The organism is Burkholderia sp. SRS-W-2-2016 (assembly GCF_001931485.1).
GTDB lineage: Bacteria > Pseudomonadota > Gammaproteobacteria > Burkholderiales > Burkholderiaceae > Paraburkholderia.
The window spans coordinates 114,832-132,251 of record NZ_MSDV01000028.1; the positions used below are offsets into that span (position 1 = coordinate 114,832).

Annotated in this window: 13 protein-coding genes; 5 read left to right on the top strand and 8 right to left on the bottom strand. The window is 65.8% G+C overall.

Translation table 11 applies throughout. The annotated features are described in order from the left end of the window. Positions 1-158: 158 nt before the first annotated feature. Genes BTH42_RS14470 through BTH42_RS14485 form a run of 4 tightly spaced genes read right to left on the bottom strand, consistent with a single transcriptional unit; the run spans position 159 to position 4,746 of the window. Positions 159-1,106, bottom strand: a complete 948-nt coding sequence (locus tag BTH42_RS14470; protein WP_075300444.1) for a TauD/TfdA family dioxygenase — start codon at positions 1,104-1,106, stop codon at positions 159-161. 52 nt (positions 1,107-1,158) lie between these two features. Further along, on the bottom strand, positions 1,159-2,514 hold the full coding sequence (locus BTH42_RS14475) for an LLM class flavin-dependent oxidoreductase (protein ID WP_075300446.1): 1,356 nt from the start codon (positions 2,512-2,514) through the stop codon (positions 1,159-1,161). A 49-nt stretch (positions 2,515-2,563) separates the two neighbouring features. Next, positions 2,564-4,153: an ABC transporter substrate-binding protein gene (locus BTH42_RS14480; protein WP_075300448.1), complete on the bottom strand. Its 1,590-nt coding sequence runs from the start codon at positions 4,151-4,153 to the stop codon at positions 2,564-2,566. Positions 4,154-4,164: 11 nt separating this feature from the next. Beyond that, entirely contained in the window at positions 4,165-4,746 is a 582-nt protein-coding gene (locus BTH42_RS14485) for an OsmC family protein (RefSeq protein ID WP_075300450.1), read from the bottom strand. Between the two features lie 281 nt (positions 4,747-5,027). Between BTH42_RS14485 and BTH42_RS14490 the strand changes: the two genes are divergently transcribed. From BTH42_RS14490 to BTH42_RS14510, 5 genes are read left to right on the top strand one after another with little or no spacing between them, the layout of a single operon-like run. Further along, on the top strand, positions 5,028-6,236 hold the full coding sequence (locus tag BTH42_RS14490) for an LLM class flavin-dependent oxidoreductase (protein WP_075300452.1): 1,209 nt from the start codon (positions 5,028-5,030) through the stop codon (positions 6,234-6,236). A 46-nt stretch (positions 6,237-6,282) separates the two neighbouring features. Next, positions 6,283-7,344 carry an ABC transporter substrate-binding protein gene (locus BTH42_RS14495; RefSeq protein ID WP_075300583.1) on the top strand — a complete coding sequence of 354 codons (1,062 nt, stop codon included), beginning with the start codon at positions 6,283-6,285 and terminating at the stop codon, positions 7,342-7,344. A gap of 39 nt (positions 7,345-7,383) precedes the next feature. Next, positions 7,384-9,009: an ABC transporter substrate-binding protein gene (locus tag BTH42_RS14500; RefSeq protein ID WP_075300454.1), complete on the top strand. Its 1,626-nt coding sequence runs from the start codon at positions 7,384-7,386 to the stop codon at positions 9,007-9,009. 38 nt (positions 9,010-9,047) lie between these two features. After that, on the top strand, positions 9,048-10,103 hold the full coding sequence (locus BTH42_RS14505; protein ID WP_075300456.1) for an aldo/keto reductase: 1,056 nt from the start codon (positions 9,048-9,050) through the stop codon (positions 10,101-10,103). Further along, on the top strand, positions 10,100-11,764 hold the full coding sequence (locus tag BTH42_RS14510; protein ID WP_075300585.1) for an ABC transporter substrate-binding protein: 1,665 nt from the start codon (positions 10,100-10,102) through the stop codon (positions 11,762-11,764). The genes BTH42_RS14505 and BTH42_RS14510 overlap by 4 nt, the downstream gene beginning before the upstream one ends. A gap of 152 nt (positions 11,765-11,916) precedes the next feature. On the opposite strand, the gene BTH42_RS14515 is transcribed toward BTH42_RS14510, so the two are convergent. The 4 genes from BTH42_RS14515 to BTH42_RS14530 all read right to left on the bottom strand — a co-directional run bounded on the left by BTH42_RS14515 (position 11,917) and on the right by BTH42_RS14530 (position 17,406). Next, entirely contained in the window at positions 11,917-13,629 is a 1,713-nt protein-coding gene (locus tag BTH42_RS14515) for an ABC transporter ATP-binding protein (RefSeq protein ID WP_075300458.1), read from the bottom strand. 60 nt (positions 13,630-13,689) lie between these two features. Further along, positions 13,690-14,682 carry an ABC transporter permease gene (locus tag BTH42_RS14520; protein WP_075300460.1) on the bottom strand — a complete coding sequence of 331 codons (993 nt, stop codon included), beginning with the start codon at positions 14,680-14,682 and terminating at the stop codon, positions 13,690-13,692. A gap of 93 nt (positions 14,683-14,775) precedes the next feature. Continuing rightward, positions 14,776-15,756: an ABC transporter permease gene (locus BTH42_RS14525; RefSeq protein ID WP_075300462.1), complete on the bottom strand. Its 981-nt coding sequence runs from the start codon at positions 15,754-15,756 to the stop codon at positions 14,776-14,778. A gap of 36 nt (positions 15,757-15,792) precedes the next feature. Next, the gene (locus tag BTH42_RS14530) at positions 15,793-17,406 is read right to left on the bottom strand and encodes an ABC transporter substrate-binding protein (protein WP_075300464.1); all 1,614 of its coding nucleotides are present in this window, start codon (positions 17,404-17,406) and stop codon (positions 15,793-15,795) included. Positions 17,407-17,420 lie beyond the last annotated feature (14 nt).

Genomic DNA, 17,420 nt, shown 5'->3' on the forward strand with positions numbered 1-17,420 from the left:
TGACGAGCGTCCGAGTATAGGCAGTGTCCGCGCGCGCTTCAAAGCCGATTCGGACTAACGATATGACGGCCGGCGATATCCGCCGAGGCGCGCGCAATTCGATACCGCGCCGCGCTCGCGCGCCGGGCCCGTTCGAGCCCCGGCGCAATCCCTGCCATTCAATTCAGCGCGACCGCGGCCGCCGCGCCGACCGGCGAGCCCTGCAACGACACCGACGCGCGCCCGTCCGGCCCGACCGGCACATCGCCGACGAGCGTCGTGCGATACAACTGCCGGTCGAACTCCAGATCGAAAATATCGGTCGGCGCGAGATGCGCGGTCGTGCGGTTGTCCCAGAACGCGATGCTGCCCGGCTCCCATTTGAAGCGCACCGTGAATTCCGGCCGCGTCACGTGCTCCCACAGCAATTCGAGCAGCAACTGGCTTTCGCGCGGCGTCACGCCGGAAATCTGCTTCAGGAATCCCGGGCTCACATACAGCGCGCGCTCGCCGGTTTCCGGATGCACGCGCACGAGCGGATGCTCGCTGACGAGCGTGTGCTGCTCGACCGCCGATGCAAACGAAGCGGTGCCCTGCACCCCTTGCGGCGCGGCGAAGCGATGCACGCCGCGCAGTCCGTCGACAAACCTGCGCAGCGGCTCCGACAGCTTGTCGTAGGCGGCCACCAGATTGGTCCATTGGGTGTCGCCGCCGTACGGCGGAATCGTCACGCCGCGCAGGATCGACGCGAACGGCGGATTGACGGCGGCCGTCACGTCGGTGTGCCAGCCGGTCCACGGCCGCAACAGAGGCTGGCCCTCGAAGCGGGTCGCCTGACGGAACTTCGCGATCGAATAGATCTGCGGATGCCCTTCGACATGACCGAACACCGGATGCCCGACCGTCAGTTCACCGAATTGCGCGGAAAAGGCCACGTGCTGCTCGTGACTCAGAAACTGCTCGCGGAAAAACACTACCCGCCACTTCAGCAGCGCGGCGCGGATCGCCGCGATCTGCTTCGGGTCGAGCGGCCGGGTCAGATCCACGCCGCCGATTTCCGCGCCGATATGCGCGGACAGCGGGCTGATCTGGAGTTCTGCCTGGTCGGTCACAGCGACTGCACTCATCGTTGATCTCCTTCGCGGCGCTCGCCGCATCACATACGTGGGGGGCTATCGGTCAGGCGGTCACAGCTTCGCGCTGGTAGCGCGACACCGGCTGCCGCAAGCCGAGGTTCTCGCGCAGCGTCCGACCTTCGTACTCGTCGCGAAACAGGCCTCGGCGCCGCAATTCCGGCAGCACCAGTTCGATGAAGTCGTCGAGACTATTGGGCAGCAATGCCGGCATCACGTTGTAGCCGTCGGCGCCGTAGTTGACGAAGCGTTCTTCGAGCGCATCGGCGATCTGCTTCGGGGTACCGACCAGTTGCCAATGCCCGCGCGCGCCGGCTACCCGCAGATACAGTTCGCGGATCGTCAGGTTCTCGCGCCGCGCGAGTTCCAGCGTCAGCGACTGGCGGCTCTTGCTCGCATTGGTTTCCGGCAGTTCGGGAATCGGTCCGTCGAGCGGATAGCCGGACAGATCGAAGCCGCCGGTCAGGCCCGACACCAGCGACAGACCCACCGCGGGATCGATCAGCGCCTGCAGCTCGGCGAATTTCTGCTGCGCCTCGCGCTCGGTCGCGCCGACGATCGGCATCACGCCCGGCATGATCTTCAGATCATCCGCGTCGCGGCCGTACTGCGCGAGGCGGCCCTTCACGTCCGCGTAAAACGCGACCGCGTCTTCGAGCGTCTGCTGCGCGGTGAAGATCACCTCGGCGGTGCGCGCCGCCAGCGCCTTGCCCGCTTCCGACGACCCCGCCTGCACGAGCACCGGCCGCCCTTGCGGCGAACGCTCGACGTTCAGCGGGCCGCGCACGTTGAAAAATTCGCCGCGATGGTCGAGCACGTGACGTTTGTCCGGATCGAAATAGCGGCCGCCGGTCTTGTCGCGCACGAACGCGTGCTCGTCCCAGCTGTCCCACAGTCCCTCGACCACTTCCGCGAATTCGGTCGCGCGCTCGTAGCGGCGCGCATGCGCGAGATGTTCGTCGAAACCGAAGTTCTTCGCCTCGTGCGCGCTCGACGACGTGACCAGATTCCAGCCGGCCCGCCCGCCGCTGATGTGATCGAGCGACGCGAATTTGCGGGCGATGTGATAAGGCTCGTTGAACGTCGTCGATGCGGTGCCGACGAGGCCGATGCGCTCGGTCACGGCGGCCAGCCCCGACAGCAGCGTGAGCGGTTCGAACTGGGCGACGTAACTGTGCGCGGTGCGGCTCAGAAAGTCGACGTTGTCGCCGCGCGTGCCCGAGCCGTCGGCGAGAAAGATCAGATCGAACTTCGCCGCTTCGGCAGCCTGGGCAAGCCGCGCGTAGTGACGGAAATCGCGGCCCGCCGCCGCGTGCGCGTCCGGATGACGCCACGCGGCGATGTGATGGCCGGTCGGGTACAGAAAGGCGCCGAGGCGCAAATGTCCTTTACGTTGGCTCATGGTGTGTGCAAATGAAGATCTCGGCTCATTGGGTAGGCTTCCTTTGTCTTCAGCGCTCGATGTACAGGTCGGCAAAGTTGCCTCGTATCCCCTCGCCGCCCGGCGCATAGTTCTTCACCTTCTTCGCCGCAATCGTGATGTTCGGATTCGCGCCGAACTCGATCGACGGAATATCGTCGTGCACGATCTGCTGGAACTGCAGGAACAACTGGCGGCGCTGGGTATCGTCGGTAGCGACCGAGGCCGCTTCCAGCAGACGGTCGACTTCCGGGTTCGAGTAATGCGCGGCATTCGAGAACGGCAGGCCGATCTTGAAGTTCTTCGACCAGAACACCCGCTGCACGCCGACGGTCGGATCGAACGTGTTCGACAATGCTTCGAGCGTGATGTCGAACGCGCGATCGGTGTAGGCCTTCTTCACGTAGGTCGCGAAGTCGTAGCTTTCGATCTCGCCGTCGATGCCGATGCGCGCGAGCGACTGGCGCACGAAATCCGCCGCGCGCGGGTCCTGGAACGGGTTGTACAGCAGTCGCAATTTGAAGCGCTTGCCGTCCGCGCCGCGTTTGTAGCCGGCCGCATCGAGCGCGGCATTGGCCTGCGCGACGTCGTACGGGAAGTAGTGGATAGCGGCGTTGTGATACTTCGTGTTCGCTGTGCCGATCGCGGCCGCCGACACCTGGCCATAGCCGTACCAGACCACGCGATTCAGCGCGTTGACATCGAGCGCCTGCGAGATCGCCTTGCGAACCGCCTTGTCCTTCAGAACCGGTGTATCGAGGTTGAAGATCAGCTGCTGATGGTTGCTGTTGTACGCCCAGTTGGTCGTATCCACGTTGAAGTTCGGCAGCGAGCTGAAGCGCTTCACGTCCGACAGCGGCACCGCCTGATCGCCCAGATTCGCGGCGCCGGACTCGAGCGCCGCGGCGCGGGCGGCGCCATCGGGTAGAAAGCGCACGATGATTTTGTCGACGTAGGGTTTGGGCTTGTCCCAGTAGTCCGGATTACGTTCGAGCACGATATCGCTGCCGTGCGCGAACGACTTGAACACGAACGGTCCGGTGCCGACCGGCGCGCTGTTGTACGGATTCGTCGCGATATCGGTGCCTTCGTACAGGTGCTTCGGAATGATCGGCGACTCGCTGCCCGCGAGCGCGGTCAGCAGGAACGGCGCGGGCCTCGACAGCTCGACGATCGCGGTATACGGGTCCGGCGTCTTCACGTCGGTCACATTCGCAAAGGTACTGCGGCCGCGCGGATGCACCTGCTTGAGCGTCAGAATCGAAAACGCCACGTCGGCGGAAGTAAAGGGCTTGCCGTCATGCCACTTCACGTCATGACGCAGATTGAAACGGTATTGCAGCCCATCAGGGCTGACCGTCCATGAGGTTGCCAGCAACGGTTTCGGGTTCAGATTCGGGTCATAGGTCAGCAGGCCTTCAACCACCTTCGGTCCGATCTCCGCATTGCCGCCGGCGGTGGTGGTCAACGGGACGATCGACGCAGGTTCCGGGGTCACCAGCCAGGTCAACGTGCCGCCGCTGGCGGGCGCGGCGCTCGCGCCGGCGGGCACGCCGGCAAGCCACGCACTGACCAGTAGCGCGCCGAGCAGGCGCGCGCGTACGCCGTAAGTCGTTCTCATCGGGATCCTTATTATTTTGCCGAAGCGGTTACCAGGTGCCGCGCCGACTCGCCGGGCGCGCGGGCCACGCTGACATGGCGCAATTCGCCGGCGATCACCTGCGGGTTCTTCAGCAGGTTGTAAATCGGGCACACCGCCTCCACCGCTTCATGCAGCGCGCGAATCGCGGCGGCCGGCTCGGGCGAGACGATGTCGAGCGTGTAGCGGATGTTGTGCGGAAAGATCGGGATGTGCTCGAAGCCCGGCTGCTGCGCGAGCGGATGCTGGTCGCCGGTGACTTCCACGTCGATCGAATCGATTCGCAGGCCGCGCTCAGCGGCCTGGATCAGCGTGATGTGCGTGAGGCAGCTGCCGAGCACGCCGAGCTGCAATTCAGGCGACGCGGGCCCGAGGTTGTAGCCGGCGAAATCGGCGGGACTGTCGCTGATCACCTGAAAATCTCGAATGCGGATTTCGCGCACGCCGCTGCGCCCTAACGCGCGCACATTGGCCTTGAGCCGGTTGGCGTTCAGATCCGGATCGTTGCGCGCGGCTTCGCGTTTGGCTAGCCAGGCCGCGCGCTTCTGTACGAGGTACTCGTTTAGCGTCGTCATGTGTCGGTGGTTCGATTGAGCGGATTGAGCGGATTGAGCGGTGAGTTGAACGATACGGATACGCCGCACAGGATAGCCAGCCGCCGTCCGCACACGAACCAAGCGATTCTGCTTTGCTTACACGTGTGCGTCATTTCCACCGCATGTCGCGCACGCAAGCAGATAACGATAGAAATTATTGTTCGTTGTCCGATGGGTTGAGTTGCCGGTAAGTTTTCAAGGCTCGGCGCGCAGCGGAACACCGCCGTCAATCCCTCTACGTCCAACGACCGACCCTCATCGTGACCGAAACCCTCTTCGCCGCCCAACCGCAAGCGTCGACGCAGTCTCCCGACGCCACCCCATTCGTGCCAGTACGCTCGCCCGCCGACTTTTCCGCCTCGCCGGTAGCCCGCGCGCTCGAACAGCCGCTGCTGCTCGGCCTGTTCCTGCCGATTCAGGCCGGCGGCTGGAGCGCGTCGACGCTGCCGCGCAGCACCGACTGGAATTTCGACTACAACCTCGCGCTCGTGCAGAAAGCCGAGAGCCTCGGCTTCGACCTGGTATTCGCGCTGTCGCAATGGCTGCCCAAAGGCGGCTATGGCGGCGTGTTCAACGGCGAGGCGCTCGACTCGTTCATGTCGCTCGCGGCGATGACCGCGCGCACCGAACGAATCATCCTCGTCGCCACCAGCCATGTGCTGTACGGCCCGTGGCATCCGCTGCATTTCGCGAAGTTCTGCGCGACGCTCGATCACATTTCGAAAGGCCGCTGGGGCATCAACGTGGTGACCGGCCATCGGGCGATCGAACACGAGATGTTCGGCTGGCACCGGATCGAACACGACCGCCGCTATGAACTGGCGGGCGAGTTTCTCGAGGCAGTCCAGCAGCTGTGGGCGCAACCGGAGAACTTCAGCTTCGCGCCGTTGCTGTCGAGCTGGAAGCTCGACAAGGCGTTCGTCACGCCCAAGCCGCAATTCGGCCGCCCGCTGCTCGTCAATGCGACCGGCTCGGACGCCGGTATCGAGTTCGCCGCGCGTTACTCGGACGTGGTGTTCATCACCAGCCCTGCCGGCTCGGAAATCGAAGCCGCGCTCGCCGCGTTACCCGCCCACACCGCGCGCGTGAAAGCCGCCGCCGCGAAGCACGGCCGCAAGATCCGCACGCTGATCAATCCGATGGTGATCTGCCGCGAAACGGCCGCGGAAGCGCTCGCCTATCGCGACGCAATCGTCGCGCACGGCGACGAAGGCAGCTTCCAACGCTTCGAAAGCGACGCGCACGCATGGCGCGGCAACGCCGAGCAGCGCAATCAGGCGGCCGCGCGCGCGGTCGGCGGCAACATCTCGATCGTCGGCTCCCCACAGCAGGTGGCCGACTACATCGTGCGTCTGCATCGGGCCGGGATCGACGGCGTGCAATTGAGCTTTTTCGATTTCCAGCCGGACCTCGACTTCTTCGGCGCACGCGTGTTGCCGCTGTTGCGCGAAGCCGGTCTGCGACTTTGAGCGTGCATTCGAAGTCCCGTTCTCTTTCCACTTCATGGTGAAACGCATGAGCCGACTCTGGTACACCCGCTGCCCCGCCCCCACTCCGTTCGGCATCGCCGCGCAGAAAGGCTGGCTCGACGAGGAATTCGCCGCCGACGGCATCGACGTGAAGGCACTACAGGACGCCGACGACGTCGCGATCCGCCGCTCGCATTTCACCCACACGCAGCCGTGGTCGTTTCGTCAGGGCGGCAATATTCCCGCGCTGTGGGCGCGCTCGCAAGGCAGCGATACGCGGCTGATCGGCCTGAGCTGGGTCGACGAATTCCAGGCGCTGATTACGCTCGACCGGCAACTCGATGCGAGCGCCGACGCACTGACCGGCCGACGCTTCGGACTGCCGCTCAATACCCGCGCGAGCGTGGTCGATTTTCATCGGGCGACCGCGTTGCGCGGCTTCGGCTCGTTGCTCGGTGCGCTGGGCGGCGCGCTCGCGGACGTCGAACTGGTCGATCTGGCACATACGCCGCGTGGTCTCGAAGACGCCAAATCCGCCGCCGATGCGCCGCTCGCGAGCTGGCTCGACGCGCAGCGCTCGCACGAATTCGCCCGTGAAGCCGCGGCCCTGCTGCGCGGCGAAGCCGACGTCGTGTTCGTGAAGGGCGCGACCGGGCTCGATATCGCGAACCTGCTGAACGCAAAGATTCTCGTGGAGATCGGCGCGCAGCCGAACCGGCTGCTACACGCGAACAACGGCACGCCGCGACCGCTGACGGTCGACGCGCAATTGCTGCGCGAGCGCCCGGATCTGGTCGAACGGGTACTTGCGCGCACGCTCGACACCGGCGACTGGGTGCAACGCCACCCCGGCGAGGTCGCGCAGTACGTGGCCCGCGAAACCCGCAGCGCCGAACATTGGGTACAGCGCGCGTATCCGGGCGGACTGCACCGGCAATTGCAGATCGGCCTCGACCCGCAAGCGTTGGCCGCGCTCGCCGGTTTCAAGCAGTTCCTGTTCGAGTCGGGTTTCATTCCGGCCGACTTCGATTTCGACGCATGGATCGATCCCGCGCCTTTGCGTGCCGCGCTAGCGCGCCGTGAGGCAGCGGAGCCGGCCGCGCTCTGACGCGTAGTTCTTCCCGCTCTCTTCCTACCCAACCGAACGATGACTCATGTCACCTCGCAGGCGGCGCCGCGCCGCCGCGGCGCCGTCTTGTTGCGCGGCGCGCTCGAGCTCGGCGCCGCGCTGCTGATCGCCCTGTCCGGCTCTTACGCAATTGCACAGACGCCGCAACGCGGCGGCACGCTGAACTTCGTCGTCACCCCGGAGCCAACCGCGCTCGTCGATCTCGCGACCACCGCGACCAATGTGCTGAAGGTCAGCCCGAAAGTCGTCGAAGGACTGCTCGATTACGACTTCAAATTCCAGCCGAAGCCATCGCTTGCGACCTCATGGGAGATCGGCGACGACAGCCGCAAGTACGTGTTCCACTTGCGTCACGGCGTGAAGTGGCACGACGGCCAGCCGTTCACGTCCGCGGACGTCGCCTATTCGCTGCAAACGCTCAGGCAGGTTCACCCGCGCGCCAAAACCACCTTCGCGAACGTCACCGGCATCGCCACGCCCGATCCGTATACGGTCGTCATCACGCTGTCGAAGCCGGCGCCGTATCTGATCAAGGCGTTCTCGTCGTCGGAAACGCCGATCGTGCCGAAGCATCTGTACGAAGGCACCGACCCGCTGACCAACCCGGTCAATAACGCACCGATCGGCACCGGGCCGTTCCGCTTCGTCAAATGGGTGCGCGGCAGCTACATCGAATACACGCGCAACGACGACTACTGGGACAAAGGCAAGCCTTTTCTCGACAGGATCGTCGTGAAGATCATCACCGATCCGGCCGCGCGCACGGTCGCGTTCGAAGACGGTTCCGTCGATCTGAGCGGCGATACGCCGGTTCCGCTATCCGACCTCGAGCGGCTGAAGAACAACCCGAAGCTCGCACTCGACTCGCGCGGCTATGAATTCCAGGCCGGCGTCACGCGCATCGAATTCAATCTCGACAATCCGGTCCTGAAAAATCTTCAGGTCCGCCAGGCGATCGCGTCGGCGATCGATCGCGACGTGATCCGCAAGGTGATCTTCTACGGCTACGCGACACCACTCGCGAGTCCGATCATTGCGTCGAACCCGTACTACGATCCGGCGCCCAACCCGTATCCGTTCAATGTGGAGCGGGCCAACGCGCTGCTCGACGCGGCCGGTTACCCGCGCAAGGCCGACGGCACCCGCTTCGCGCTGACGGTCGATCCGCTGCCGATCGGCGATCTGCCCACCCGCACCGCGGCTTACGTGAAATCGGCGCTCGCAAAAGTCGGCATCGCGGTCACTGTGCGCAGCCAGGACTTGCCCGCGTATCTGAAGCGGATCTACACCGACCGCGATTTCGATTTCTCGATCAATGGGATGAGCAATCTGTTCGATCCGGTGGTCGGTGTCGCGCGGCTGTATACGAGCGACAACTTCCGCCGCGGCGTGCCGTTCACGAACGGTTCGCACTATAGCAATCCGCGGATCGATCAACTGTTCGCGCAGGCGGCCGAGGAAACCGACGAGGCCACACGCAAACAGCTGTTCTCGCAGATCCAGCGGATTCTGGAGCGCGACCTGCCCGATCTCAACCTCGTGTCGCCGCAATACCTGACCGTGTACTCACGCGCGGTCCACAACCATACGAGCGGCCCCGACGGCGTATCGGCGAGTTTCGCCGACGTCTGGCTGCAACGCTAAAACGATTTCAACCCACACCCTGACGGAACTGCACTCACATGGAATACAGACAACTCGGCCGTAGCGGCATCAAGGTCTCGACACTGACGCTCGGCACGATGATGTTCGGCGGCCCGACCGACGAAGCCACCGCCGCGCGCATCATCGACCAGGCGCTCGAACAAGGCGTCAATTCGATCGACACCGCCGACGTCTACGGCAAAGGCGAATCGGAGCGCGTGGTGGGCCGCGCGATCGCCGCGCAGCGCGAGCGCTGGGTGCTCGCCACCAAGTTCGCGAACCCGCTCGACGAGCGCGACGTGAACGCGCGAGGCGCATCGCGCAAACATATCCAGCGCGCGGTCGAGGCGAGCCTGCGGCGGCTGGGCACCGACCACCTCGACGTGCTGTACCTGCATCGCGAGGATCATCAAACCCCGGTCGAAGAAACCGTGCGCGCGCTCAACGATCTGATCCGCGCCGGCAAGCTGCGCTACTACGGGCTGTCGAATCACCGCGCGTGGCGGATCGCCGAGTTCAGCCATACCGCGCAGGCGCTCGGGCTCGATGCGCCGATCGTCAGCCAGCCGCTGTACAACATCGCGAACCGCCAGGCCGAAGCCGAACAACTCACCGCGGCGCACCGCTACGGGCTCGGCGTGATCTCGTACAGCCCGCTCGCGCGCGGCGTGCTGACCGGCAAATACGAACCGGGCGCGACGCCGGGCGCGGACACCCGCGCGGGTCGCAGCGATCGCCGTCTGCAGCAGACCGAGTGGCGGCCCGAGTCGATCGAACTGGCGCGGCGGGTGCACGAACATGCGCAGGCTCGCGGACTGACGGCCGGCCAGTTCGCGCTCGCGTGGGTGCTCAATAGCCGCTACATCAGCTCGACGATTGCCGGTCCGCGCACCGAAGCGCAATGGCAGGACTATCTGCCGGCGCTCGGCTACCGGCTGAACGCGGAAGACGAGGCCTTCGTCGACTCGCTGGTGACGAGCGGGCATCCGTCCACGCCGGGTTTCAACGATCCGGGGCATCCGTTCTTCGGGCGCCTCGCGCGGCATGGCACGGAGCAGGATGGCCGCGCATGGCCGGCACAGGTGTCGCGATGAGCGTCGATCGGCGGGATTTCATTCAACGTTCGCTCGCGATGCTGTCGGCCGGCACGCTCGGCGCCGCGGGGCCGCTCGCGCATGCCGCCGCGGCCGGCGCAACAGCCGGCGCAACAACCGGCGCATCGGCCAGTCCATCGGCCGGCAGCGCAGCGACGCCGACGCGAGGCGGCACGCTGACCTACGCGGTGCAGCAGGAGCCGCCGTCGCTGGTGTCGCTGCTCGACACCAACACGGTGATCCGCAACATCAGCGCCAAAATCACCGAGGGACTGTTGCGCTACGACGCGCAGTTCAATCCGCAGCCATTGCTGGCAATCGCGTGGAGCACCAGCGCCGACGGCCTGCAATACACGTTCCGGCTCAGGCCGGGCGTGAAGTGGCACGACGGCGAGGCTTTCACGTCCGCCGACGTGCGCTACTCGATCCTCACGCAAAAACGCCTCGGCCCGCGCGGGCGCATCACGCTCGCGAACGTCGAACGGGTCGACACGCCCGATCCGCTGACCGCCGTCGTGGTGCTCGGCAAGCCCACGCCGTACTTCCTGAAAGCGTTGTCGTCGGCGGAATTGCCGATCGTGCCGCAGCATCGCTACGGCGACGGCGATCCTTTGAGTAGCCCGAATCCGGGCGCGCCGGTCGGCACCGGTCCGTTCGTGTTCGATCAGTGGGTGCGCGGCAGTCATGTCAGTCTGCGCAGGAATCCGAATTACTGGCGCGCGGGCGCGCCGTATCTGGACCGGGTGATCTACCGGATCGTTCCCGACCAGGGCGCGATATCCGCCGCACTGGAAACCGGCGAGGTCGATGCCGCCACCAATATCGGTCTCGCCGATCTCGGCCGCCTCGCGAAGCTGCCGCACCTGAAGATCGACGACAGCTACGACGCGTATCTGAACAACGCGGCCTTCCTCGAATTCAACCTGGACAACCCGGTGCTCGCGAAAGCCGAAGTGCGCAAGGCGATCGCCCAGGCGATCGATCGCAACTTCATCCGCGACAACGTGTTCTACCGGCGCTCGAGCCTGGTGGACTCGCCGGTGCCGAAGGTGCTGTCGAGCTATTACGACGACAGCACGTTCCACTACCCGTTCGACGTGGACGCCGCGAATCGCCAGCTCGATGCCGCCGGCTATCCGAAGCAGGCCGACGGCCAACGCTTCGCAGTGAAGATCAATTACATCACTGGCGCGGATTTCCGGCGCGCGGCCGAGTATCTGCGCGCGGCGTTGGCGCGCATCGGCATCAAGGCGACGATCCTCGACGGCGATCTGCCGACCTATCTGCGCCGCGCTTACACGGCGCGCGAGTTCGATCTGAATCTGAATGGCCTTGGGCGCCTGTACGACCCGACCGTCGGCGTGCAGCGCATCTACTGGTCCGACGGCGTCAAGCATCCGCTGATCTGGATCAACGCATCGCATTACCAGAATCCGCAAGTCGACGAGCTGTTCCGCACCGCCGCGATCGACGTCGACGAGGCCCGCCGCGCGGCCGCGTTCCGGCAGATTCAGCAGATCGTCGGCCGCGAGCTGCCGGTGCTGCCGCTCGTCACCGTGCCGGCGTTGCAGGTGTATCACAGCCGCGTGCATAACCTGAACAACAGCATCGATCTGACCGCCGGCGATTTCTCCGACACCTGGATCGAACCGAAGGGCTGATTGTTGGGCGAGCGCCGCCGGTTGGATCGGGCGGCGCTTGTTCTGGATTTGCTTGTCTATAACGCGCGCTATGACACCGCGCTAGCTGCGCGTGCCCGGCTCGATGCGCTGCGCCGGGAACGCCCGGCGGCAGCGCATCCGGCTTGGGGCGATCACGCCGCCCGTGCGTCGTCGAACGTGCGGCCCGGAATCGCGTCGAGCAGCGTGCGCGTGTACGGATGCCGCGGCGCGCGCCAGATCTCGCGATGGTCGCCGGTCTCGACGATCCGCCCCGCCTGCATCACATGCACGCGGTCCGCGATATAGCGCACCACCGACAGGTCGTGCGAGATGAACAGATACGCGAGCCCGAGGTCGCGCTTCAGATCGACCAGCAGATTCAGAATCTGCGCCTGGATCGACACGTCGAGCGCGGACACCGGTTCGTCGCAGATCAGCAGATCCGGTTCGAGCACCAGTGCCCGCGCAATCCCGATGCGCTGCCGCTGGCCGCCGGAGAACTCGTGCGGATAGCGGCCCAGCGCGCTGTTCGGCAAGCCGACGCGGTCCAGCATCGCGGCGATCCGCGCGCGCCGCTGCTGCGCGTTGCCGATCCGGTTGACCACCAGCACGGTATCGAGAATCTCGGCCACCGTGCGGCGCGGATTGAGCGACGCATAGGGATCCTGAAAGACCATTTGCACATGGCGTCGCAACGGCCGCAATTCGCGTTCGCCGAGCGCTACGAGATCGGTGCCGCGCAGGCGGATTGCGCCGGCCGCCGCCGGCACCAGCCGCAGGATCGCTTTCGACAGCGTCGATTTTCCGCAGCCCGATTCGCCGACAAGGCCGACCGTCTCGCCGCGCGCGATGCTCAGCGACACGCGCTCGACCGCCGGCAACGCCGCGTGGCCGCGCCGCCGCGGATACTCGACGCGCAGGTCGCGCAATTCGAGCAACGGTGCGCCGGCGTGCGCCGGCGCCGCGGGAACGGCCGCCGCTACTGGAGGCTCGGTGCGCGCCGAGCGCGGCAGCACGGTAAACGACGGCCGGCCGTCCGCCCCGAATCCATGGCGAATCTCCGGCAGCTTCCAGCCGCGATAGTGCAGATCGTCCGCCAGATTCAGCGACGCGCCCAGCAAGCCGCGCGTATACGGATGCTGCGGCTGCGTGAAGAGCCGCGCCACCGGCGCCTCCTCGACCTTCTCGCCCGCCAGCATCACCGCGACCCGGTCGGCGTGCTGCGCGACCACGCCGAGGTCGTGCGTGATCAACAGTAAGGACATCGACAGTTCGCGCCGCAAGCCGTCGAGCAATTCCAGAATGCGCGCCTGGATCGTCACGTCGAGCGCGGTGGTCGGCTCGTCGGCGATCAACAGACGCGGGCGGCAGGCCACCGCCATCGCAATCATCACGCGCTGCCGCTGACCGCCCGACAACTCGTGCGGATAGTCGTGCACGCGCCGGTGCGGCTCCGGAATCTGCACGAGATCGAGCAGTTCGACCGCGCGCTGGAACGCCGCCGCTTTCGACAGACCCTCGTGCTGGCGCAACGTCTCGACGATCTGCGCGCCGATCGACAACACCGGATTGAGCGAGGTCATCGGCTCCTGAAAGATCATCGAGATGTGCTGGCCGCGCATCTCACGCACCTCACGCGGCGACAGGTCGAGCAGTTCGCGGCCGTCGAAGCGCAGGCTGCCGCTCACGCGGCCCGGCGCCGGCACGAGACGCATCAGCGAGAGCGCGGTCGCCGATTTACCGCACCCCGATTCGCCGACGAGCGCGAGCGTCTCGCCTTGCGCGATATCGAAACTCAGGCCGCGCACCGCTTCGTGCGCGCCGAAACTCACGCGCAGATCGCGTACTTCAAGCAGATTGGCCAAAGGGGACTCCTCGATTACGTTGCCGGCCGCGCGAGCAGCGCGGCCGCTTTCGGGTTGCTGTCAGCTTCGTTCGCGCAGGCGCGGATTGAGCGCGTCGTTCAGACCGTCGCCGAGCAGGTTCAGCGCGAGCACCGCCAGCACGATCGCAGCACCGGGCACCGCGGTCAGATACCAGGCAGTGCGCAGCGAATCGCGGCCCGCGCCGATCATCGCGCCCCAACTGACCACGTTCGGGTCGCCCATGCCGAGAAACGACAGCGACGATTCGATCAGGATCGCGCTCGCAACCATCACCGACGCGGTGACGATCACCGGCGGCAATGCGTTCGGCAGGATCTCGCCGAAGATGATCCGCGTGTTGCCGAAGCCCTGGCTGCGCGCGGCCAGCACGAAGTCCGAGCGGCGCAGGCTGCGAAATTCCGCCCGCACGATTCGCGCGACGGTGGGCCATGACGCGATGCCGATCGCGAGCGCGATGATCGTCACACTCGGATGGCCGATCGCAACGATCACGATCACCAGCAAAAACGACGGTACGGTCTGGAACAGTTCGGTGATCCGCACCAGCACATCATCGACCAGGCCGCCGAAGAAGCCGCCAATCGCGCCGACCAGCGTGCCGATCACGAGGCCGATGCCGGCCGCGCTCGCGCCGATCAGCAGCGACACGCGGGTGCCGTGCGCGATGCCCGCCGCCACGTCGCGCCCGAGCGAATCGGTGCCGAGCCGGTATTGCGGATCGCTGCCCGGCCATTCGAACGGCGCCGCCACCATGTCGAGCGGGTCGTCCGGAAACAGATGGCCGGCGGCGAGCGCCAGCACGATGAAGGCCGCGAGCAACACCAGCCCCGCGAGCGCGGATGGATTGCGCACCAGTGCGCGCCACACGCCGCGTCCGGCCGGCCGCTGTGACGGGTGTGCGGGCTCGCCCGCAGCTGTGCCACGGCGCGTGCCGAAGCGTGAGCCGAACAGCGTGCCGCCCAACTGGCGGCGCCAGCTCGATGCGCGAGGCTCGCCCTGCGGCGAAATCAGATTCGAAGAGTCGGAAGCCATGTGATCTCTCTGTGAAAAAACGCGTGGCGCGACGCGCGATGCGCGCTTCGATCAGCCGCTATGCCACCTATGCCGCTACGCCACCTATACCGCCTACGCGATGCGCGGATCGAGCCACGCCTGCACCAGATCGACGAGCAGATTGGCGACGATCACCAGCATCGACGACAGCAGCAGCACGCCGAGCAGCACGCTGAAGTCGCGCGCCATCACCGCATCGAGTGCGAGCCGGCCGAGCCCCGGCCAGCTGAACACCGTTTCGGTGACGGCCGCGCCGCCCAGCAGCGTGCCGAAATGAATGCCGACGATCGTCGTCAGCGGGATCAACGCGTTACGCAGCACATGACGCACCGTCACGCGCCATGGATGCAGGCCCTTCGCCTGCGCGGTGCGCACGAAATCCTGGCGCTGCACTTCGAGCATCGCCGCGCGCGTGAGCCGCGCGTAGATCGCGACGAAGAAGGTCGACAGGGTCGCGGCGGGCAGCAGCACGTGCCTGAGCGCGTCGACGAAGTACGCGAAGCCGTGCAGTTGTACGCCGAGCGTGAGATTGCCGCCGCTCGGCAACCAGCCCAGATGCACCGAGAACAGCACGATCGCGAGCAGGCCGATCCAGAAGCCCGGCGTCGAGTAGAACAGCAACGCCAACACCGACAGCACGCGGTCCGGCCACTTGCCGGCCCAATGCGCCATCACCGCGCCGAGCGCCACGCCCGCGACGATCGCGAACGACAGCGCGACGCCCATCAGCAACAACGTATTGGGCAGCCGCGACAGAATCAGCTGCATTACCGGCATGTCGTAGCGCGGCGAATAGCCGAGACTGAAATGCGTCAGATGCGCGAGATACGACCACAACTGCTGCAGCACCGGCTGATCGAGACCGAACTTCGCGCGCAACACCTGCATCGTTTCGACGGTCGCCGAACCGGACTCGCCGGCCAGCACGTCGGCCGCGTCGCCCGGCATCAGCTTCAGCAGAAAGAAGTTCAGGATCACGATGCCGATTACGGTCGGCAACGCCTGCCACGCGGTACGCCGCGCAATCGCGGCAAAACGCAAACTTCGGCTCATCGTCTCGCTCCGTTATGCACTCGGTTATGCGCTCACTCATGCGCTCAGATAAACGTCTGCCAGATTGCCTTCGAGGCCTTGCGCGGACACCGTGTGGTCATGCACCCGCCGGTTCGCGAGCGTGACCATGCGCGGGGCGACGAGATTCAGAATCGGCAGATCGCGATAGACGATCTGCTGGAATTGCTGATAGAGCACGACGCGTTTGTTCTCATCGGTTTCGATCGCGGCGCTTTCGAGCAGGCGGTCCACCTCGGCATTGCTGTAATGCGGCGCGTTCGAGAACGGCACGCCGGGGCGGATGTTGCGCGACCAGTACAGCCGCTGCACGCCGACGCTCGGATCGAACAGCGTATTCACGCCGATGCTGCTGAAGTCGAACTGGCGGTCCGCATAGACGCGCTTGAGGAACGCGGGCAAGTCCTGCGAGCGCACCGTCACGTCGATGCCCACGCGCGCGAGCGCCGATTTCACGTAGTCCGCCTGGCGGCGATACATGTCGCCGTACGGCAGAAAGTCGTGCGTGAGACTGAAGCGCACGCCGCCCGCCTTGCGCGGATAGCCGGCCGCGTCGAGCAGTTGTTCGGCGGCGGCGGTATCGAATGCGTACGGGGCGAGCTTCGCGTCGTGATACGGCGAGCCCGGCGTGATCGGCGTCGGCGACAGGTCCGCATAGCCGTATGCGACCGTGCGCAGCACCACCTGCGGATTGATCGCGTGCGCGATCGCCTGACGCACCCGCAGGTCTTTCAGGATCGGATGCTGCAAATTGAAGTCGATCTCCGACAGCGGTTCGAGAAAGCGGTAGCCGCGCGTTTCGACCGTCAGTTGCGGCAATTGCGTGAGCCGCGGCAGATCGGTGAGCGGCACCGGATTTTCGCCGCCCAGATCGAGCGCGCCGGTTTCGAATGCCGCGGAGCGCGCGGCGGCATCGGGAATCACCTTCAGCACCAGCGCGTCGATATACGGCTTGCCGGCGTCCCAGTAGTCCGGATTGCGTTCGTAGACGATATTCGCGCCGCGCGTCCACGACTTGAAGCGAAACGGCCCGGTGCCGACCGGCGCGTTGTTGTGCGGATTGCTGAGCGGATCGCCCGATGCGTACAGATGCTTCGGCACGATCGGCGACTCGCCGGCCGATAGCGCCTTCAGCAGATACGGCGCCGGCTTCGACAATTCGATCACCGCGGTGCGAGCGTCCGGCGTCGACACCCGCGTGACGTTCGCGAAGGTGCTGCGGCCACGCGGATGAATCGACTTCAGCAAATCGATCGAGAACGCGACGTCCGCGGACGTGAACGGCTGGCCGTCATGCCAGCGAACGTTCTCGCGCAACGTGAAGCGGTATTGCAGCCCGTCGGCGCTGGTCGACCAGGCTGTCGCCAGTTGCGGCTTCGGGCGCAGATCGAAGTCGTACGCGAGCAGCCCTTCGAGTACCTTCGAACTCGCGACGAGCGCGGGCCCGGTGGTCTGAAAGATCGACACGAGCACCGGCGGCTCGGGATTGATCAGCATATTCAGCGTGCCGCCGCGCTTGGGCGCCGCGCGGGTGCCGGTGCTGCCTTGCGCGAAGGCGAGCGCCGGCAGGCCGGCGGCCGCAAGCGCGGCGCCGGAGGAAAGCAGAAAGTCGCGGCGATTGAGCCCTGCCATGTGAGTCAGATCCT